17 protein-coding genes and 9 tRNA genes are annotated in these 20,347 nt (G+C 51.9%); 7 read left to right on the top strand and 19 right to left on the bottom strand.

The window, feature by feature from the left end:
* Positions 1-105 precede the first annotated feature (105 nt).
* Positions 106-1,086: a WD40 repeat domain-containing protein gene (locus ACS18Q_RS01290; RefSeq protein WP_014203965.1), complete on the top strand. Its 981-nt coding sequence runs from the start codon at positions 106-108 to the stop codon at positions 1,084-1,086.
* Between the two features lie 2 nt (positions 1,087-1,088).
* The gene (locus tag ACS18Q_RS01285) at positions 1,089-1,316 is read left to right on the top strand and encodes a SlyX family protein (protein ID WP_004728283.1); all 228 of its coding nucleotides are present in this window, start codon (positions 1,089-1,091) and stop codon (positions 1,314-1,316) included.
* A 31-nt stretch (positions 1,317-1,347) separates the two neighbouring features.
* Here ACS18Q_RS01285 and ACS18Q_RS01280 read toward each other — a convergent pair whose 3' ends face one another.
* From ACS18Q_RS01280 to tsaE, 9 genes are all read right to left on the bottom strand, one after another.
* Positions 1,348-1,536, bottom strand: a complete 189-nt coding sequence (locus ACS18Q_RS01280) for a DUF2065 domain-containing protein (RefSeq protein WP_014203966.1) — start codon at positions 1,534-1,536, stop codon at positions 1,348-1,350.
* A gap of 77 nt (positions 1,537-1,613) precedes the next feature.
* Positions 1,614-2,597: a protease modulator HflC gene (gene hflC, locus ACS18Q_RS01275; protein WP_143680960.1), complete on the bottom strand. Its 984-nt coding sequence runs from the start codon at positions 2,595-2,597 to the stop codon at positions 1,614-1,616.
* A gap of 2 nt (positions 2,598-2,599) precedes the next feature.
* Positions 2,600-3,793: an FtsH protease activity modulator HflK gene (gene hflK / locus ACS18Q_RS01270; protein ID WP_143680961.1), complete on the bottom strand. Its 1,194-nt coding sequence runs from the start codon at positions 3,791-3,793 to the stop codon at positions 2,600-2,602.
* A gap of 45 nt (positions 3,794-3,838) precedes the next feature.
* Complete coding sequence (gene hflX, locus ACS18Q_RS01265) at positions 3,839-5,128, bottom strand: ribosome rescue GTPase HflX (RefSeq protein ID WP_004728279.1); 1,290 nt, start codon at positions 5,126-5,128, stop codon at positions 3,839-3,841.
* A 41-nt stretch (positions 5,129-5,169) separates the two neighbouring features.
* The gene (hfq, locus tag ACS18Q_RS01260; RefSeq protein ID WP_014203968.1) at positions 5,170-5,433 is read right to left on the bottom strand and encodes an RNA chaperone Hfq; all 264 of its coding nucleotides are present in this window, start codon (positions 5,431-5,433) and stop codon (positions 5,170-5,172) included.
* A 195-nt stretch (positions 5,434-5,628) separates the two neighbouring features.
* Positions 5,629-6,561, bottom strand: a complete 933-nt coding sequence (gene miaA, locus ACS18Q_RS01255) for a tRNA (adenosine(37)-N6)-dimethylallyltransferase MiaA (RefSeq protein ID WP_143680962.1) — start codon at positions 6,559-6,561, stop codon at positions 5,629-5,631.
* Positions 6,558-8,507: a DNA mismatch repair endonuclease MutL gene (gene mutL / locus ACS18Q_RS01250; RefSeq protein WP_441257287.1), complete on the bottom strand. Its 1,950-nt coding sequence runs from the start codon at positions 8,505-8,507 to the stop codon at positions 6,558-6,560. The genes miaA and mutL overlap by 4 nt, the downstream gene beginning before the upstream one ends.
* Before the next feature lie 12 nt (positions 8,508-8,519).
* Positions 8,520-10,238, bottom strand: a complete 1,719-nt coding sequence (locus ACS18Q_RS01245) for an N-acetylmuramoyl-L-alanine amidase (RefSeq protein WP_441257286.1) — start codon at positions 10,236-10,238, stop codon at positions 8,520-8,522.
* Positions 10,232-10,696, bottom strand: coding sequence for a tRNA (adenosine(37)-N6)-threonylcarbamoyltransferase complex ATPase subunit type 1 TsaE (gene tsaE / locus ACS18Q_RS01240; protein WP_004728274.1), 465 nt, complete (start codon positions 10,694-10,696; stop codon positions 10,232-10,234). The genes ACS18Q_RS01245 and tsaE overlap by 7 nt, the downstream gene beginning before the upstream one ends.
* A gap of 210 nt (positions 10,697-10,906) precedes the next feature.
* Here tsaE and queG point away from each other — a divergent pair, with 210 nt between their 5' ends.
* Positions 10,907-12,019 (top strand): tRNA epoxyqueuosine(34) reductase QueG, encoded by a 1,113-nt coding sequence (gene queG, locus ACS18Q_RS01235; protein WP_441257285.1) that lies wholly within the window; start codon positions 10,907-10,909, stop codon positions 12,017-12,019.
* 573 nt (positions 12,020-12,592) lie between these two features.
* Here the strand turns inward: queG and ACS18Q_RS01230 are convergent.
* The 10 genes from ACS18Q_RS01230 to orn form a co-directional block, all read right to left on the bottom strand.
* Positions 12,593-12,669, bottom strand: a tRNA-Met gene (locus ACS18Q_RS01230).
* Positions 12,670-12,710: 41 nt separating this feature from the next.
* Positions 12,711-12,786, bottom strand: a tRNA-Gly gene (locus tag ACS18Q_RS01225).
* Between the two features lie 31 nt (positions 12,787-12,817).
* A tRNA-Gly gene (locus ACS18Q_RS01220) sits at positions 12,818-12,893 on the bottom strand.
* A 31-nt stretch (positions 12,894-12,924) separates the two neighbouring features.
* A tRNA-Gly gene (locus tag ACS18Q_RS01215) sits at positions 12,925-13,000 on the bottom strand.
* Between the two features lie 31 nt (positions 13,001-13,031).
* Positions 13,032-13,107, bottom strand: a tRNA-Gly gene (locus ACS18Q_RS01210).
* A 33-nt stretch (positions 13,108-13,140) separates the two neighbouring features.
* Positions 13,141-13,217, bottom strand: a tRNA-Met gene (locus ACS18Q_RS01205).
* Between the two features lie 58 nt (positions 13,218-13,275).
* A tRNA-Gly gene (locus ACS18Q_RS01200) sits at positions 13,276-13,351 on the bottom strand.
* 33 nt (positions 13,352-13,384) lie between these two features.
* Positions 13,385-13,461: transfer RNA gene (locus ACS18Q_RS01195), tRNA-Met, on the bottom strand.
* A gap of 56 nt (positions 13,462-13,517) precedes the next feature.
* Positions 13,518-13,593, bottom strand: a tRNA-Gly gene (locus ACS18Q_RS01190).
* Positions 13,594-13,818: 225 nt separating this feature from the next.
* A complete protein-coding gene (gene orn, locus ACS18Q_RS01185) occupies positions 13,819-14,364 on the bottom strand; it encodes an oligoribonuclease (RefSeq protein ID WP_004728272.1) in 546 nt (181 codons plus the stop codon).
* 160 nt (positions 14,365-14,524) lie between these two features.
* Between orn and rsgA the strand changes: the two genes are divergently transcribed.
* The 4 genes from rsgA (at position 14,525) to ACS18Q_RS01165 (ending at position 20,320) form a co-directional block, all read left to right on the top strand.
* Positions 14,525-15,586 (top strand): small ribosomal subunit biogenesis GTPase RsgA, encoded by a 1,062-nt coding sequence (gene rsgA / locus ACS18Q_RS01180; RefSeq protein ID WP_014203972.1) that lies wholly within the window; start codon positions 14,525-14,527, stop codon positions 15,584-15,586.
* Between the two features lie 144 nt (positions 15,587-15,730).
* Positions 15,731-16,588, top strand: a complete 858-nt coding sequence (asd, locus tag ACS18Q_RS01175) for an archaetidylserine decarboxylase (RefSeq protein ID WP_055467053.1) — start codon at positions 15,731-15,733, stop codon at positions 16,586-16,588.
* A 169-nt stretch (positions 16,589-16,757) separates the two neighbouring features.
* Positions 16,758-18,173: an SLC13 family permease gene (locus ACS18Q_RS01170; protein WP_238809175.1), complete on the top strand. Its 1,416-nt coding sequence runs from the start codon at positions 16,758-16,760 to the stop codon at positions 18,171-18,173.
* A gap of 266 nt (positions 18,174-18,439) precedes the next feature.
* Complete coding sequence (locus ACS18Q_RS01165) at positions 18,440-20,320, top strand: methyl-accepting chemotaxis protein (protein WP_014203974.1); 1,881 nt, start codon at positions 18,440-18,442, stop codon at positions 20,318-20,320.
* The last annotated feature ends 27 nt before the right edge of the window (positions 20,321-20,347 follow it).

Here is a 20,347-nt window from a genome sequence, read left to right as displayed (position 1 = left end):
TTGTGCACAAATCTTGGTTTCAAGCTGGTGCGCAACACAGAGTTGTACCAATATAGCCTTATGTTTTCAGATTGTCTTTACACACGAGGCGGATAATTAGAACTGATGCGAATAATTTCTCATTCCATCCTACTGTTTGTTGTCATTTCATTGTTAAATGGCTGTTTTTTCTCTGACCAGAATGTCGAACGCTGGGATTTAGAACCCAACGGGTCCACCAGTTTTGGGCTCAGTAGAGATGGGCGATTCGCGCTGATTTACTCCAAAGAACATCAGTTGGTGCTCTGGGATCTGAGCGAACACAAAAAACTCGCCGACCTCGGCGCGCAAGATCCTCAAGCGAGCACCGTGTCGCTCATCCGCCTTTCTGACAACGGCCGCTATGCCGTGACCGCGAGCCAAATCAATTTCGCCGTCTGGGATTTGGCTTGGACGCAAGCCAAAGGCCTTTGGTCCATTTCGGACGGACTGATTCGCGATGTCGACATCACCAGCAATGGCGAGCAAGTTCTGCTCGGCCTCTCCAACGGGAAAGCCATTTACGTCGATTTAGTCACCGGACGACGTCTGGAGTTCCTTGCCCATCAGGAAAAAGTCAATTCAGTCGCAATTTCACCCAATGGTCGTTACGCCCTGACGGGCGGCAACGATTACACCGCCTATCTATGGGACACCCAAACGGGCCAAATTTTACGTCAGTTTAAACACGATCAGCGCGTCAACCGCGTTGCGCTGCAACGGGACGGCCAACTCGCTTTTACCTCAGACGGCGGCAATCAAGCCATCATATGGGATCTGAAAACCGGGCAAAAACGCACATCGTTGAGCAGTTTTTCACGCCAGTTGGTTTTCTCTGCGGCCCGCTTTTCCGATGATGGTTCCCGCTTGGTGACAGGCACCCCATCCAGCCGTATCGCCGTTTGGGACACGCAAAGCGGTAAGAAACTCGACAGCTTTGAAGCGGAGCCGAGAAAAGATGCCCGCCCACCGCGCGCGGTGGTGTATGATGCGGCTTTCGATTCACAGCAGCGTGTCATTTCAGGCACGTCTGCCGGTATAGCTCAAGCTTGGAAACTCGACGACTAATCATGAAAGACGATATGTTGACTTCGCTGTTGCAGCGCATAGATGACTTGGAATGCAAAGTGGCGTTTCAGGAGCAAACCATTGATGAACTCAACGAAGCGTTAAGCCATCAGCAACTCTTGATCACCAAAATGCAGGATCAAATGAAATACGTGGTGGGCAAGGTGAAAAACATGGATACGTCCAATCTGGCCGATCCCTCCCAAGAAACACCACCACCACATTATTAACGGCGCACGTGAGGGGCGCCATGCTCGAGCGCTAGCGCATACAGTAATACGCGATCACGGCGCCCGCCACCACCAGACAACCGCCGATGCGGCGTAATTGGTGATCCGGCTGCTCACTCAGTTGTGCCACCATGCGACGCCAGCCGTTGGGGGCAATCAACGGGCCAAGTCCTTCGACAATGAGCACCAGCCCAACCGCAACCCAAATTGAATTCGACACCGGGTTCTCCTTCGTTTGATCCATCGACAAACAATAAAGGCTCCTTGCGGAGCCTTTATGTTATCTGCAGCCGGCGATTATTTCGCAGGCGCAGTGCCTTTCGAGTTATTCATGTATTGGAAGAATTCGCTATTCGGATCCAAGACCAGAATGTCGCTCTTCTGACTGAATGATTTTTCATACGCACGAAGAGAGCGTAGGAAGCTGAAGAACTCTGGATCTTTGTTGTAAGCATCCGCGTAGATCTTCGCCGCTCGTGCATCCGCACCACCGCGTGTTACACGCGCGGTTTTGTCGGCTTCTGCCAGAATGGTCGCCACTTCAAGCTCAGCTTGTGCTTTGATCACTTCTGCTTTTTCACGACCTTGTGAACGGTGCTTACGAGCCACCGATTCACGCTCTGCGCGCATACGACGGTAAATCGATTCACTGATCTCATCCGGTAGGTTGATTTTCTTCATTCGGAAATCCACCACACGAACACCCAAGTCTTTCATCGCACTTTGACGCGTATCTTCTAGAACGTTTTCCATGATTTGGTCACGTTGACCATCAATTTCCAACGCCTGCTTCGCCGCTTCAGTCGTGACCACATCCGAATCAGGGCTGTCTGGCAACACATCGCTGTTACGCGGGCCTGAAACGATCTGCTTGATTTCACGCGCACCGATTTCAGAACGCAGTACGTCAGTCACTTTACGCTCTAGTAGGGCTTCCGCCGTGAGCGTGTTACCGCCGCCGGTTGCCAAGTAGAACTGACCGAAGTCTTCAATACGCCATTTCACATACGAATCGATGATGACGTCTTTTTTCTCCGAAGTGACGAAACGGTCCGAACGGCCGTCCATGGTCTGAATGCGCGCATCCAGTGTTTTGACACGGTCAAACATTGGCATTTTGAAATGCAGACCTGGCTCGTAAATTCTCGATACATCATTGTTGTCTTTCAGCACTCGACCGAAACGAATGACGATACCACGCTCCCCTTCCGGGATAACGAACATCGACATCAGCAGCAACGCCAGAACAACAACGACAACAGGGATCATTAACTTACGCATTCTTAGTATCTCCCTTGACGTGTGCTGGTTGAGCGAGATTGGGTATCGCTTTCCGTTTCAGTGCGTTGTGATTCCAACTCAATTTGGTCATAAGCCGAAGACGACTTTGTCGGACGCTTGGTTGCCGCGCCTTCCTGTCCGGCCAACTTATCAATTGGCAAGTACAGCAGGTTGCCACTGGATTTTGAATCAATCAGCACTTTCGACGTGTTGGAGTACACTTCTTGCATCGCATCTAGGTACAGACGATCACGCGTAACTTTTGGTGACGCGGTGTATTCCGGTAGCAGTTTCTCAAACTGTGCCACCTGACCCAACGCTTCGTTCACGGTACGTTCGGTGTAACCTTGCGCTTCTTTCTTCAGACGCTCAGCACGACCGGTCGCTTTTGGCAGAATTTCGTTTTTGTACGCTTCTGCTTCACGAATGAAACGCTCTTCATCTTCTCGCGCCGCGATGGCGTCATCAAACGCATCTTTCACCTGCTCCGGCGGACGGGCAGACTGGAAGTTCACATCAACGATGATTAAGCCCATGTCGTAGCCGTCGATGATCTGGTTCAGGGTTTCCTGAGTGCTCTGACGAATTTGCTGACGACCACTGGTCAGAATGCTATCCATCAATGAGTCACCGATCACAGCACGCAGTGCAGAGTCTGTCGCCTGGCGTAGGCTGTCGTCTGCATTGGTCACTTTGAACAGATACTTGTATGGGTCAGCCACACGGTATTGCACATCCATCGATACGGTGACCACGTTTTCGTCTTTGGTCAACATCAGACCCGACGCACGCAGTGAACGGATCGCTTGCACGTTAACCGGTGTCACTTCATCAATAAAGCGCGGACGCCAGTTCAGGCCTGGATCAACGATGCGATCGTATTTACCCAGACGCAGCACCACACCACGCTCCGCTTCACCAATTGTGTAGAAGCCAGCAAAGAACCAAATCGCGATGGCAATCGCGGCAATGACACCAAAGCCAATCGCACCACCACCGGAGAAAGAAGGCCCTTTACCGCCACCGCCTTTCTTACCAAACTTGCCACCCAGCTTCTGACTCAGTTTATTAAACACTTCGTCTAAATCTGGCGGACCTTGTTCACGGCCACCTTTACCGCCGCGATTGTTGTTACCCCATGGGTCATTATCGCGGCCGTTGTTGCCGTTATTATTTCCGGGCTCATTCCACGCCATTAGAAAGCTCCATCATTTGATATGACGTTATACTCTAGCAGTCCTTTAAGTAACTATAAAGTCACGTAAAACTGCCTCTTCTCTTTTTTCTAGTCTAGACCAATCCACTTGCTGCATACGAACTGTGATCAGTAAATTGCCTTCTTGATCATACTCTTCGTGTTGTATGCACTTCATTTGGAAGAAGGTACTGCGAATTCTGCCTTGGTGTTGTGGCGGAACTCGCAAGCGATATTCAACGATCTGACTGACCAGACGTTCGGTCAGTGCTGCAAACAGCAAATCAATGCCAAGACCATCCATTGCCGAGACCCACACCGCTCTCGGAACGCCCTCGTCGTCTCTTTCTATACGAGGTTGTTGGCCTTCTAGATTATCGATTTTATTCATCACCAAGAGCGTGGGCACTTCGTTGGCCTCAATCTCCAGCAGAACATCATCGACAGCCTGAATATTCTCACGAAAACGCTCGTCACTCGCATCCACAACATGTAACAAAATGTCAGCTTCCTGAGTTTCTTGTAACGTGGCTTTGAATGCGGCCACCAGATCGTGTGGTAAATGACGAATGAATCCGACGGTGTCGGCCAAAATCGCTGGCCCAACATCGGCTAAATCAATTTTTCTCAAGGTCGGGTCGAGGGTCGCAAACAGTTGGTCTGCGGCATAGACGCCCGCTGAGGTTATGCGGTTAAACAGGGTCGATTTCCCTGCGTTGGTATAACCGACTAATGAAACCGTGGGTATTTCTGCCCGGTTTCGTGCACGTCGACCTTGTTCACGCTGCTTCGCTACGCGCTCTAAACGGCGCAAGATGGCTTTGATTCGTTCACGCAATAAACGACGGTCCGTCTCCAACTGGGTTTCACCCGGACCACGTAAGCCGATACCGCCCTTTTGACGTTCCAAGTGCGTCCAGCCACGAATCAGACGAGTAGAAATATGGCGCAACTGAGCCAGTTCCACTTGTAATTTACCTTCGTGAGTACGCGCACGCTGTGCAAAGATATCTAGGATCAGACCGGTACGGTCGATCACTCGACATTGGCAGAGATGTTCGAGGTTACGTTCTTGGGCAGGAGAGAGGGCATGGTTGAAAATCACCACATCAGCGTCCGTCGTTTGGACGGCCTGTGCAATTTCCTGGGCTTTGCCCTCACCGACATAATATTTAGGGTGAGGAGATTGTCGGCTACCGGTGATCACCTGTAGGGTCGACACTCCTGCGGAAGAGACCAGCATTTCACATTCTCTGAGATCTTCCCATTCACCCTCTTGCGTGAAGTTGATATGAACAAGTACGGCTCGCTCACCGGCTTCGTAACGGTCAAACAAGCTATCAACTCCTTAATAAATAATAATTTGCGTACAGAGAATTAATCTTCTGATTTCTCTGAGCCGCGCTCATTCGTTGGACGATCACCGCTGTGATGGCTCACTGGACGAGCAGGAACAACTGTTGAGATCGCGTGCTTGTACACCATTTGGTTCACGGTGTTTTTCAACAGGATCACAAATTGATCAAACGACTCGATTTGGCCTTGCAGCTTAATGCCGTTCACAAGGTAGATAGACACTGGAATACGCTCGCGACGTAGTGCATTTAAGAATGGGTCTTGTAGAGATTGCCCCTTAGCCATTTTATTTTCCTTATTTGTATTTTGTTGTAGTTATTTAGCTAGCGGTGCACTGAAATTTGTGCGGCCTTCGCATCTGAGCTAAACGAATAAAAACACCCCGTTGTTACCGATCATTGGGGCTGACGCGCCAAAAACAAGTAACGGATCCTTTACAGGGCACATCACGCAAAAGCGATCACATTATACACAGCTAACTCAATCAGATGCTATGGCATTTGAGAGAGTTTCCAACGCGTGTTCAACGTTTTCGCTATCTAACCAAGTTAAATCATCCCAGCTGCGCAACCAGGTGATCTGTCGCTTGGCCAATTGACGAGTGGCGCAGATTCCGCGAAAGATTGCGTCCTCCAAACGACCGTTCCCGTCTAAATAGTCCCACATTTGTCGATATCCCACACAACGGATCGACGGCAAATCAGGATGAAGATCTTTTCGAGCATAGAGTGCTTTGACTTCTTCTTCAAACCCTGCTTCGACCATCTTTTCGAATCGGAGTTCAATTCGACGGTGGAGCTCAGCCCTTTCCTTGGGAGCTATTGCGAACTGCTTGACCCGAAAAGGTAATGCTTCCCCTTTGGTTTGAGTCAGTTCAGTAAGAGTTTTACCTGAAATCCGATAAACTTCCAATGCCCGCGATAATCTTTGTGGATCATTTGGATGAATTCGTTCGGCCGAGACGGGGTCGATCTGGCGTAATTGGTCATGCAACGCCATCCAACCATGTTGTTCCGCTTCGTGTTCGATCTGTTGACGAATCTCAGGATCAGCGGCTGGCAGCGGGGATAACCCTTCCAGCAACGCCTTGTAATACAGCATGGTACCGCCCACCAGCAGCGGGATTCGCCCTTGTGCCACAATGTCGTTCATTTCACGCAGCGCGTCACGGCGAAAATCTGCCGCAGAATAGGCTTCACTCGGATCGAGCATGTCGATCAGTCGATGAGGCGCCAGCGCCAGCTCGTGCTGGTCTGGTTTGGCGGTGCCGATGTCCATGCCTTTGTAGATCAGCGCCGAATCCACGCTGATGATCTCAACCGGAAACTTTTGGCGCAGACGAATGGCCAAGTCTGTTTTACCGGAAGCGGTCGGCCCCATCAGAAACAGGGCTAAAGGTAATTGTGTGCTCATGAGTTTAATGCTGCAATGGTCGCGGAAAAATCCACAGGTCGAACAAAACGTTCATCGTGCAGCGGGAGGTTGCCCTGCCACATCTGCTCAATCTCTGCAATCAACTGGATCGCTTCTGACAAAGTGTAGTCAGCTTTCTCACTCACCACACGATCGCTCAGCCAATCGGCCAGCGAATTCAGATCCAGCGGCTGATCGGCCTGCTCAAAATTCAAAGACGCGTAAGATAACAGATCTGGGATCAGAAGTTGTAGATTTTGCTGTCGCAGCGGTTGCGGCACCCCCATCACCATCAAGGATCCCGGATGACGCGGCTTGAGCTCTAAACCCAATTGCGTCAGCAGCGGCTGGGACTGTTCCAAAGCGGTGGCTTCCGATGCCGACATTTTCAACGACAGCGGTACCAGCAGCGGCTGACTCTTGAGGGGCTCGTGCTGCGCATTCAACTGCCCACGCACTCTCAGCCACGCCGCCACGCGAAGAGACAGCAGCACACAACCTTGTGGCGTGTTCATCAGCAAATAGCATCCACGCACCACCGCGATGGCTTTCCCCAATTGCTGCACCGTAAAAGTCTCGTGTTCTAACGGCGTGTGTTCTGACGGTGTAGATGGACGATGTTCGTCAGGCGTTGGCGCAGCCACATCGGGGGTTTGCATCAGCGCCTGATACGCGCGCACTTCAGCCTGAGACGGTGAAGGGGCACTGACGCGTTCCTGCGCGGGTTTGCGTTTTGCTTGAGAAGATTCAACCCATGCACTGTGTTTGGAGGCTTCGCGCACCTGATCGCGGGTCGCTTCACGCGCTGGGCGTTCATAATCACTGCGGCCCGGATAAGCAGGCGTGCTTTCGACCGCCTGTGTCACCCGCTCTGATATCGCGGACGTCTGTTCAGGCTCATCGTGATAATGGAAAGCCGATTCGTTGTGCGCCGGCGCATCAATGTGTTGGCTTTCCGCCAGCGCGCTGCTGAGTGCCTGATAAATAAAATCGTGTACCAGACGCGCCTGATGGAAACGAACTTCGTGTTTGGCGGGATGCACGTTGACATCGACCTGATGCGGATCCAACTCAATAAACAACACGTACGTGGCAAACTGATCAGGGCGTAAACTGGTTTCGTAGCTCTGACGAATCGCATGGTTGATGAGCTTGTCGCGCATCATGCGGCCATTGACGTAGCAATATTGCAGATCACTCTGCTGGCGCGCGCCATCGGGTGTGGTGATCCAGCCATGCAGTTTGAGCCCTTGATGCGCTAACTCAATCTTGAGCATGTTGCGCACAAAGGCCGAGCCACACACCGCTGCGATGCGTTTCTCCAGCTGAATCTCGGTTTTCGCAGCGCGGTATTGGCGCACCAGCTTGCCGTTGTGGCGCAAATTGAATGTCACATCAAAACGGCTGAGTGCAATGCGCTTTAACAGTTCATCAATGTGCGTAAATTCGGTCTTTTCGGTGCGCAGAAATTTGCGCCGCGCTGGCGTATTGAAAAACAGATCGAGCACTTCTACGGTGGTGCCAATCGGGTGCGCGGCAGGTTGCAGCTGCACCTGCATGTCGCGGCCTTCACTGTACGCTGACCACGCTTCTTCCTGCGTCGCTGTGCGCGATGTCAGCGTGAGGCGCGACACCGAGCTGATACTCGCCAGCGCTTCACCGCGAAAGCCAAGGCTAATGATGGCTTCTAGATCGTCCAGCGTGTGGATCTTGGAGGTAGCATGACGACTCAACGCCAGCCCCAATTCGTCTTTGTCGATGCCACAGCCGTTGTCACGAATGCGGATTAACTTGGCGCCGCCCTTTTCAATGTCAATATCGATTCGAGTCGCACCAGAATCGAGGCTGTTTTCGACCAGCTCTTTCACCACCGAAGCTGGTCGCTCGACCACTTCCCCGGCAGCAATCTGGTTGGCCAGTCGCGCTGGCAGAATACGAATCGTCATACACGCCCCGTGTTATTTGTTTGGAATGATCAGAACCTGGCCGACCGCAAGATTGTCCGAACGCAGCTTGTTGGCTTCACGAATGCTCTGCACGCTGACATTGTACTTGCTGGCGATCTTGCCTAAGAACTCTCCGCGCGCCACCGTGTGCTTGCGAAGCGGCTTGTCCTTCAAGCTGACGGTAATTTTCAGCTTTTGGCCCAATTTCAAGGTATCGGATCTCAGGTTATTTTCGCGTTTGATCGCGTCCACCGAGACTTTGTACGTGCTGGCCAACTTGCCAAGGTAATCACCCGATTTGACCACGTGAGTCACGGTTTCGGTTTCGACCGGATTGCTCACCACCGGCACATGTACCGGCCCGCGGCTGCCCCCCGGAATCGTCAGGATCTGGCCCACCGCGAGGTTGTTGCTCTTGAGTTTATTGGTTTGCACAATCGCCTCGACACGGGTGCCGTACTTGTTGGCGATCACCGACAACGACTCACCGCGCTGCACTTTGTGTTTTTGCGTTTTGCCTCGGTTGGCAAATAGCGTGCCTTCCGGTGGGTTGTCTTCAAAATACTGCACCACGGCCACCGTCAACGCATGCGCCAGTTTGTCCTGATGGCTGCGCTGGAATAGCAATTTCTCTTCCGCGGGGTTAGAAATAAAGCCTGTTTCCACCAGCACGGATGGAATGTCCGGCGATTTCAGCACCGCCAAACTGGCATTGACTGGTTCGCGTTTGTGCAAGTGCGCGACTTTACCCATTTCACGCAGGATGTTGGTCGCGACTTTGTAGCCTTCTTTTTGAGAATGACTGAACTGCAAATCGAGCAAGGTTTGGCTGACGTTGCGGTCGGCATTGTTTTTTGCCAGCACTTCACCGGCCCCGCCAAGCAATTCCGATTGCTGCTCATGGTTTTCGACCCAGCGGGCGATCTCCGTGTTGGCGCGGCGGGTATTGAGTACAAACACTGAGGCACCGCGCGGCTGCGGCGTATGGAACGCGTCCGCGTGAATTGACACCAGCAAGTGTGCTTTGTTCTTACGGGCGATTTCAGAACGTTTGTTCAGATTTACAAAGTAATCGCCGCGGCGCGTAAGCACCGCTTTCATTCCCGGTACGGCATCAATTTGATCCGCCAGTTTCTTGGCCACACTCAAGGTAACGTCTTTTTCGTACTTGCGGGTCGGACCGATCGATCCTGGATCTTCACCACCGTGGCCAGCATCAATCGCGACAACGATATCGGCAGTGCCATAGAGCTGCGAAGCATCTCGGCTCACTTTGGTCTCGCTGCTTGGTTTAGCCGCTGGCTGGCTGGCACTTTCGGCGTGTGGCAGATCAATCACCAAACGATGGCCATATTGGCCGCCTGGTGTCGGCGCGAGCTTAAACAGTTGCGGGGATGATTTCCTTTTCAGCTCCAGCACCAGACGATAGCTCGACTTTTCAGGCGGAGAACTGGCGCGGATTTTCGTGAGGATCGCACTGTCGCGGACATGAACCGGTAATTTGGTGCCCAGCGAGGTCTGTTTGAGATCCACCACCAGACGATCCGGCCCGCTGAGGGTAAAATAGCTGAAATCCACTTCGGATTTCACGTCGATCACGACGCGTGTTTCATCCGGAGAGGGCCAAACTCGCACCCCCTCCAACACGTTGGCCTGGACGGCACTCGACAGGAAGGCGGCCGTCAGCGCAAGCCAGACGACCCAAGAACGGCAAACGTGAACGATCAACATAACTCCAACTGATTCAATAATGTACGCCCATAGTCGTTGTTTGCGGTGAACACCGCTTGGCGCTGGTTGCCATCGTAACGCATGTCGAGATCCAGATCCGACGTTGGCAACATGCCATGACCTTTCTCCGGCCATTCCACCAGACAAATCGCATCATCGGTAAAGTAATCACGGATCCCCATGAACTCGAGTTCTTCCGGATCCGCCAAACGGTAAAGATCAAAGTGGTACACTTGCCATTGAGCCAATTGGTACGGCTCCACTAAGGTGTACGTCGGGCTTTTCACATTGCCCGTATGACCCAATGCACGAATGAAACCACGACTGAAAGTGGTTTTGCCTGCACCAAGATCGCCGTGTAAGTATAAGGTGGTCTGTTGCGTACAGAGCTTGGCCAGCGCTGTGCCAAGATCTACCGTCGCGTGCTCATCTTTAAGGGTGAAGGTCTTCGTGGTCATTGAAAATATCTCTAATGTGTCGAACATCGACTATATAAAAATCAAAAGAAACCGAATAGTAAACTGGGTTGGATTTGAGAGACAAGCTCTCTTCTGTAAGCAAACCGAAAAATATTCGCCAGCGTTGCGGACAAAAGCACGCGCGAAGCGCTGGATCCCCCCAGATAGATCCGCTAAGATCCCCGCCCCATTTTACCGAGCTGAACCGTTATGGATTATCACGCACTTGCAGATCAGATCAAACACTGGGCCATTGAGCTCGGATTTGAAAAAGTCGGGATCTGCGATGTGGATCTGAGTCAGCATGAAGCCGCATTGCAGCAATGGCTCGACGCGGGATATCACGGCGAGATGGATTGGATGGCGCGCCACGGCATGATGCGCGCGCGCCCAGCTGAACTCCTGCCCGGCACCTTACGTGTGATCAGCGTACGCATGAACTACCTACCGCCGCAGGCGCAGTTTGCCAGCAATCTCAACAACCCAACTCACGCTTACATCAGCCGCTATGCGCTCGGCCGTGACTACCACAAGCTGCTGCGCAATCAGCTCAAGAAACTGGGCGAGAAAATCGAAGCTGCGGTGGGTGAACTGGGATATCGCCCGTTTGTCGACTCTGCACCGATTCTGGAACGCCCTTTGGCGCAGAAAGCCGGACTCGGCTGGACCGGTAAACACTCACTGATTCTGGATCAAGACAGCGGCTCGTGGTTTTTTCTCGGCGAACTGCTGGTTGATATTCCACTCCCCGTCGATACGCCGTCTGAAGACCAATGTGGTAAATGCCGCGCCTGTGTGACCTCTTGCCCCACTGGCGCCATTGTCGCCGATGGCGTGGTCGATGCTCGGCGTTGCATCTCTTACCTCACCATTGAATACGATGGTGTGATTCCACTCGAATTTCGCAAAGCGATGGGCAACCGCATCTACGGGTGCGATGACTGCCAACTGGTGTGTCCGTGGAATCGCTTTGCTGATCTGACGCAGCAATCTGACTTCCATCGCCGCCCAGCGTTCAACGAACCGGACTTGGTCGCGCTGTTTGCGTGGGATGAAGCCACCTTCTTGCGCAACATGGAAGGCTCGGCTATTCGCCGGATAGGCCACCAGCAGTGGCAACGTAATCTGATAATCGCAATGGGCAACGCGCCCTATTCGTCTCGCATTATCGACGCGCTGACTCGTCACCAAGGGCAATCCGCCTTGTTGGATGAACACATAGAATGGGCCTTAGCCGAACAGCAAGCTCAGTTGCCGTTTAGCAACACCAAGCACCAACGCTTGGTTCGTATCATAGAGAAGGGGTTGCCGAGAGATGCTTGAATGAGGGCGAGTTGCACAAGCCTTACGCACAGACTTTGATATGCTTCTCAAATATCCCAAATGTGGAAAAAATTTTTTATCCGACTCTGTTTTCTAAATCTTAGAAAAGTTAGTCACACCAGCAGGAAATGATTAGGATCAATGAAAATACAGTTAATGATCTTTTTTTGTTGGAATGCTTGTTGCTAACAAGTCAATTAAAGTTAACAAAAACAACGAGTTACAGAAAAACCCGTGTTATCACTCAACCTGAGTTGCCAAAAAAGATCCTGCCGCAAGTCACCATTCCAGCTACTGAAAAACACTTTATACACCAAGTTATCCACAGAAATAAAATGTGGATAAGTCTGTTGATGAACAGTACAAAATCAGTCTGTAGCAGGTAAGCGGGCACATTCGGACGAATGTCGCAAACAAAAAGAAAATCACACTACCTCGCAGCAGCGTGTTTATTTTTAGGGGGTTTATGCTTCACAGCATTATAGAAAGAGCATTGGCGGTTTGCCAAACTTTTGCCGTTTTAAGAGTAAAAAAATCTGCGTCTAGCGCAGTGATCTCTTGAAACGAAGAAATTGGTTGCGGGGGCCGGATTTGAACCGACGACCTTCGGGTTATGAGCCCGACGAGCTACCAAGCTGCTCCACCCCGCGTCCGTATTGTGTCATCGTTAAGCACGATGAGGGCTATCAACTGGAGCGACACACGAGGTTCGAACTCGTGACCTCAACCTTGGCAAGGTTGCGCTCTACCAACTGAGCTAGTGTCGCATGTCATCGTTAAGCACGATGAGAGCTAAACTGGAGCGACACACGAGGTTCGAACTCGTGACCTCAACCTTGGCAAGGTTGCGCTCTACCAACTGAGCTAGTGTCGCATGTCACCGTTAAGCACGATGCGGGCTAAATTGGAGCGACACACGAGGTTCGAACTCGTGACCTCAACCTTGGCAAGGTTGCGCTCTACCAACTGAGCTAGTGTCGCATGTCACCGTTAAGCACGATGCGGGCTAAACTGGAGCGACACACGAGGTTCGAACTCGTGACCTCAACCTTGGCAAGGTTGCGCTCTACCAACTGAGCTAGTGTCGCAAGGATCAAATGCCAAAGCACTCAATCTGAATTTGGTTGCGGGGGCCGGATTTGAACCGACGACCTTCGGGTTATGAGCCCGACGAGCTACCATGCTGCTCCACCCCGCGTCCGTATTGTGTCATCGTTAAGCACGATGAGAGCTATCACCACTTTACCAAAGGAAAGTGGAGCGACACACGAGGTTCGAACTCGTGACCTCAACCTTGGCAAGGTTGCGCTCTACCAACTGAGCTAGTGTCGCAAGGATAAAATGCCAAAGCACTTCATCTGAATTTGGTTGCGGGGGCCGGATTTGAACCGACGACCTTCGGGTTATGAGCCCGACGAGCTACCATGCTGCTCCACCCCGCGTCCGTATTGTGTCACCGTTAAGTACGATGAAGACTCTGCCATTTACCTGAAGTAAATGGAGCGACACACGAGGTTCGAACTCGTGACCTCAACCTTGGCAAGGTTGCGCTCTACCAACTGAGCTAGTGTCGCATCAACAACGTTTTCCGTCGTTTAGGGCTGCGAATTATAAGAGCATTTCTGTGTGATGCAAGAACTTATCGCGAAAAAAATCTAATTTTTTTTCAGTTGATGAAAAAGCGCGCAACCCAGAACATTCAGCCAGCAAATTGTGCTGAACTTGCCACCAGCGCGCGCATTCACCGCCGGTCAACGCAGGCCAACCGTCCGTTGCGGCCAGCCATGCGACGCCCTATTTTAGATGCTAAAGACAGTCGAACGATAAAATTGTAGCTCCGCGATCGACTCACGAATGTCATCCAATGCGAGGTGACTACCCTGTTTTGAAAATCCATCCAACACGGCTGGCTGCCAACGACGAGTCAGTTCTTTGATGGTGCTGACGTCGATGTAACGGTAGTGGAAATATTCTTCCAGACGCGGCATGTGTTTGTAGAGGAAACGGCGATCCTGACCAATACTGTTGCCACAAATTGGTGATTTGCCCGCAGGTACCCACTGTTCAAGAAACGCGATGGTTTGCGCCACAGCATCGTCTTCACTCACTTGGCTTTGGCGTACACGCTCCACCAACCCACTTTGGGTGTGCGTATTGGTACACCAATCATCCATTTTTTGCAGTTCGGACTCGGGTTGATGCACCGCCAATACCGGTCCTTCGGCCAGAATATTGAGCTGGCTGTCGGTCACGATGGTCGCGATTTCGATGATTTTATGGGTTTCAGGATCCAAGCCTGTCATCTCTAAATCGATCCAGATTAGGTTTTGATCGCTAAAAGACATAGAGGAGTACCTATATAGGTTTGTCGATAAAGCAGGTACTATATACCCAAGTCTGTACAATTCAAATTATCGGCAGTGTCTGATAACACGTACTAAACCGGGCGGCGAAGGGGAACAATCTCTTCCTTCATGCCGTCCAGCAACACGAAAGTAGAACAGAGTGGCAAAGAAAAAGAAGCTGACAAAAGGTCAGGTAAGGCGCGTACGAAATAACCAGCACCGCAAACTGAAGCAGGAAGAAACCGTTCAGTGGGATGAGTCGATGCTGGAGAACGCCAAAACTGGCTTGGTGATCACCCGTTTCGGTCAACATGCGGATATTGAAGATCCTGAAACTCAGGCCATTCATCGCTGTAACCTGCGCCGGGGCATTGAGAGTTTGGTCTCTGGCGATCGCGTGATCTGGCGTCCGGGCATCGAAACCATGGCAGGAATTTCCGGCGTGGTGGAAGCGGTTGAACCACGCACCTCCGTGCTGACACGTCCCGATTACTACGATGGGTTAAAACCCGTTGCGGCCAACGTCAACCAGATGGTCATCGTCTCGTCGGTGCTGCCTGAGTTGTCGCTCAATATCATTGACCGCTATCTGATTGCTGCCGAAACGCTCGCCATCGCACCATTGCTGGTGCTCAACAAAGTCGACTTGTTGGATGAAGATCAGCGCGCGCAGTATGAACAGTGGCTCTCGGCCTACGAGAAAATTGGCTACGACGTGCTGTACGTGAGTAAAAACAGTGGCGAAGGCATTGAAGCGCTGGAAGCCAAACTGCGCGATCGCACCAATATTTTTGTCGGTCAATCCGGGGTTGGAAAATCCAGCTTAGTGAACGCCCTGATGCCCGAATTGGACGAAATGGTGGAAGAAGGCGAAATTTCTGAAAACTCAGGTCTGGGCCAACACACCACAACGGCGGCGCGTCTGTATCATATTCCATCTGGCGGCAATCTGATCGATTCACCGGGGGTACGCGAATTTGGCCTCTGGCACTTGGAAGCGGAAGATGTCACCAAAGCGTTTGTCGAGTTCCGTCCTTATTTAGGGGGCTGTAAATTCCGCGACTGCAAACACGGCGATGATCCGGGTTGCATGCTGCGTGAAGCCGTCGAAAAAGGCGAGATCAGTGCGACACGCTTTGAGAACTATCATCGCATCATCGAAAGCATGGTGGAAAACAAAGCTAACCGACAATACTCGCGGAATAAAAAAGCCGATCTGTAACGTGGTTCCGCTTTCGTCAGTGAGATAAAACGAGAGCGGTTCTCCTTCTTGCGGGGATAAATGCTGACATCATTCACGATTTTCAGTAACATTCCGCGCCCAAAGATTAAACACCCCAAATTAAACACATTGGAATGACTTACAATGGACAAGATTAAAGTTGGACTGCAATACTGGATTCCACAACACGGCCTGACCCGTTTGATGGGCAAATTGGCATCAGCCAAAGCCGGCGGTCTAACCACAGCCATCATTCGCTGGTTTATCAAGCAATACAACGTCAACATGGACGAAGCATTGCACTCCGATCCAAAGCATTTTAAAACTTTTAATGAATTTTTTGTCCGTGAACTCAAGCCGGATGCTCGCCCACTCGCACAAGGCGATGACGTGATCACGCACCCCGCCGATGCGTGCGTCAGTCAGTTTGGCCCCATCCACGACGGCAAGCTGATTCAAGCAAAAGGCCATGATTTCTCCGCGCAAACGCTGCTTGGCGGCGATGCCAAACTGGCCGAAGAATTCACGGCCGGTGAGTTCGCTACACTTTACCTATCGCCGAGTGACTACCACCGCGTGCACATGCCATGTGACGGCACATTGCGCCAGATGATTTATGTCCCGGGCGATCTGTTCTCGGTGAACCCATTGACCGCAGCCAACGTACCAAACCTGTTCGCGCGTAACGAACGCGTGGTGTGTATTTTCGATACCGAATTCGGCCCAATGGCCCAAGTGCTGGTTGGCGCCACCATCGTGGGCAGCATTGAACTCGTCTGGGCCGGCACCGTCACACCACCGCGCGGCAACACGGTCTACCGTTGGGATTACCCCGCAACTGGCAACAAAGCCGTTATGCTGAAAAAAGGGGAAGAGATGGGCCGCTTTAAGCTGGGGTCGACCGTCATTAACCTGTTCGCAAAAGATGCGATTCGTTTTGATGACAGCATGCAGCTCAACGTCACCACTCGCCTTGGCGCGCCATACGCCCACAAAGCTTAATCGCCATTCACATCCCGGCCCGCGCGCCGGGATGTTTGTTTTTGACGGCCAGCACACTTCTTTTCGCCCAGCGCGCCAAAAACGTAAAACTTTGTCGCCCCTCTAAGACCTTTGTCATTCAACGCGTTACCCTAGCTGCAATCTTGTCGAACTCACCAAGGAAGACGCTATGCAGACTCTGGATAAGGGCCTTCTCCTGCGGCTCGCACTCAGTTTCGGACTCCCGATTCTGGTATTGATGTTGCCCATCGATGCCATCCCAATTGACGATCTCACATTGGTCCAACACCGTCTGTTGGCGATTTTTTTATTAGCCGCCCTGTTGTGGGTTCTGGAACCTGTGCCAGTGTTTGCCACGTCGATTCTGATCATTGCGTTGGAATTGGTGATGATCTCCGACAAAGGGCTGCATCCGTTCCGCGCGCCAGTCGATGACCATGAGCTGGGCCACTTGCTGCCGTATACCGACATTTTCAGTGCCTTTTCATCCCCCATCATCATTCTGTTTATGGGGGGATTTGCGCTGGCAATTGCAGCGTCGAAGTACGAACTCGACAACAACTTAGCACGCGTACTGCTTAAGCCCTTTGGCAACCAACCGAAATACATCATGCTCGGCCTGATGCTGATCACCTCGGTGTTCTCGATGTTCATGTCCAACACCGCCACCACAGTCATGATGTTGGCATTGCTTGGGCCGATTGTTGCCTCAGCACCCAAAGGCGATTTGGGCATTAAAGCGCTGGTGCTGTGTATTCCGATTGCAGCAAACACCGGCGGGATAGCCACCCCCATCGGCACACCGCCGAACGCCATTGCCCTGCAATATTTGACTGGTGAGAACAGCATCAGCTTTTTATCGTGGATGATGATGGGCTTGCCGTTTGTGATGATCCAATTGACCATCGCTTGGTTCTTGCTGCAAAAGCTGTTTCCTTCATCGCAACCGACCATGACGCTGAAACTCGACGGCACGTTTCAGCGCAACTGGCGCGCCATCGTGGTGTATCTCACCTTTGCCGCCACCATTGTGCTGTGGATGACCACATCACTGCACGGCATGAACACTTATGTGGTCTCGATCATTCCGCTGGCTGTGTTTACGCTGACGGGCATCATGGGCAAAGAAGAGCTGAAGCAGATCAACTGGGATGTGCTGTGGTTGGTAGCCGGGGGGATTGCCATTGGGATTGGTTTGGAACAGACCGGCTTGGCGCAAGCGCTGGCACATGCCATCGATTATGAATCGCTGTCGCCGATGTCGGTGGTGATCACGCTGTCGCTGGTCTGCTGGCTGATGGCCAACTTCATGTCCAACACTGCCACCGCGAACTTGTTGATGCCAATTGCCGCGGCCATTGGCACCACCATGAGCAGCCTCAACGAGGTGGGCGGATTGCAAGGCCTGTTGGTTGTGGTCGCGTTCTCCGCCTCATTGGGGATGATTCTGCCAGTGTCGACCCCGCCCAACTCCCTCGCCTACTCGACCGGTCTGATTCAAAGCAAAGATATGGCCAAAACCGGCTTAATTATTGGATTAATTGGTTTGGTCATCGTCTATATTACCGCCGCCATTCTGGGCTAACCCGCTTCACTCGTGACTTGTGTTTTCTGGCACACAAGTCACGAGTTCATCATTTTCGTCCATAATTCCCTTATCCACACGGTTGTTGATCAATTAATAATCGATCCCGATCAAGTTAATTGAAACGATAATTTCTTAGGCTTTTAGTGATAAAACATTAAAAATTACCGTATTTCAGTAATTTAAATTAACTATTCACGCTTATTGGATTAAATTTCAGTACGATCTATTCGCGGCATCAGGTTGTCCGGCAGGTAAGGTAGACTATGAGACATACAATAAAGTTTAAAATTCAGGTCGCGATAGCGATCATCATTGCCATCGTCAGTGGTGTGCAGGCGTGGAACTCCATCAGCCAGCTACGACAAGAAACGACGAAGTCAATCAACAGCGAGATGGCCAACGTCAGCCTCGCGACCAACCGCTACATCAATGACTGGCTCGAAATTCGCAGCGACATGATGTTAGCCAACGAACCGCGCATCGCCAGTGGCGACAATGCCGACCGTGAACTGTTGCTGACCAAACATGCCGGTCAATTTTTGTCGGTGTATGCCGGCTTTAACGACGGCACCATTGCGTACGGCGACAAAAGCGAAGATTGGCCAGCCGATTACGACCCGCGCACACGTCCTTGGTATCAAGACGCGATGGCGAGCAACGGCTTGATCCTCACCGAACCGTATCAAGACTTTGACGGCAGCATTGTGGTCAGTTTTGCCAAAGCGTTCCACGGCAAACGCGATGGTGTTTTGGCGGCAGATTTAACAGTCACCAACCTGATCAAACAAGTGTTGAGCATCAAACTCGACAACAATGGCTTTGCATTTTTAGTCGATGGCAACAATAAAATCGTCGCTTACCAAGATGAAAAGCTGAGTCAAAAACCACTCACCGAGCTGAACGCCCAACTGAATGTTCAAACCATGCAACAACTCGCTGCAGCAGATGATGCGCGCCAAATCCAATGGCCCGGTCGCGATGACCAACTCATCTACGTCAGCAAGATTGCGGGCACCAATTGGCTGCTGGGGATTGTGGTGGATCACGACATGGCGTATGCCTCGGTCAGTGAGCAAATCACCTTTACCTCCATCGCCACGTTGATTCTGTATGTGCTGATCGCCTTGGCCAGTACTTGGGTGGTCAATCGTCTGCTGCAACCGCTGCAAGTGCTGTCCGGCGCGCTGGAAGAGCTGTCACGCGGGGAAGGCGATTTAACTCAACGCGTCAATATTGAACGCAAAGATGAAATTGGTGAGCTGGCTGAGAAGGTCAATCAGTTCATCAGCCAGATGCAAATGATGCTCAAAGACATCGTGGAACACAGTCACAACTTGTCGAGCCAAGCGCAGCATGCAAAATCACTGTCGATTCAATCGACGGACCGCGTGAAACACCAACAAGACGACGTCAACCAGATCGCCACCGCGATTCACGAAATGTCGGCCACTGCGGCCGAGGTCGCCAGCCATGCGGAATTGACTGCCAACGCATCGCAAGCGTCATCATCTGCATGCGAAGACGGCCAGCAAGTGATTGGCAAAAACCGTCAAGCCATCACCGATCTGGCCAATCAAGTCACCAGCGCTGCCAGCGTGATTCGGGAACTGGAAAGCAACGCCCAGAGCATCAACCAGATTTTGTCGACCATTCAAGGCATTGCAGAACAGACCAACCTGTTGGCACTCAACGCTGCCATCGAAGCAGCGCGCGCCGGAGAACAAGGCCGAGGCTTTGCCGTGGTGGCTGATGAAGTGCGCGTGCTGAGCCAGCGCACACACGGCTCCACCGAGGAGATTCGCACCATGATTGAAACCCTGCAACGCAATACGCAGCAGGCGGTGGAGAGCATGGAAGCCAGCACCTCGCTGGCCGATAGCAGCGTCTCTTACGCGCAGCAAGCGCAAGATAGCCTCAGCAGCATCACGCAGGCCATCAATGAGATCAACGACATGGCGTTGCAAATCGCCAGTGCTGCCGAAGAGCAACGCGCGGTGAGTGAAGACATCAGTCGCAACACGCAAGGCATCAAAGACGCTTCTGATGATCTCGCCGCTCAAGCGCAACAAAGCAGCGAAAGTGCAAGCGAGATGCACCAAGCGGCCGATGCAATGCGCCAAGAAATCAGTCGCTTTAAAGTATAACCTCCCCAGCGCTTGAACGCGTTTGTC

The organism is Vibrio sp. Vf1514, assembly GCF_052076135.1.
Classification (GTDB): domain Bacteria; phylum Pseudomonadota; class Gammaproteobacteria; order Enterobacterales; family Vibrionaceae; genus Vibrio; species Vibrio furnissii.
This window is presented reverse-complemented; position numbering and strand designations above follow the sequence as displayed.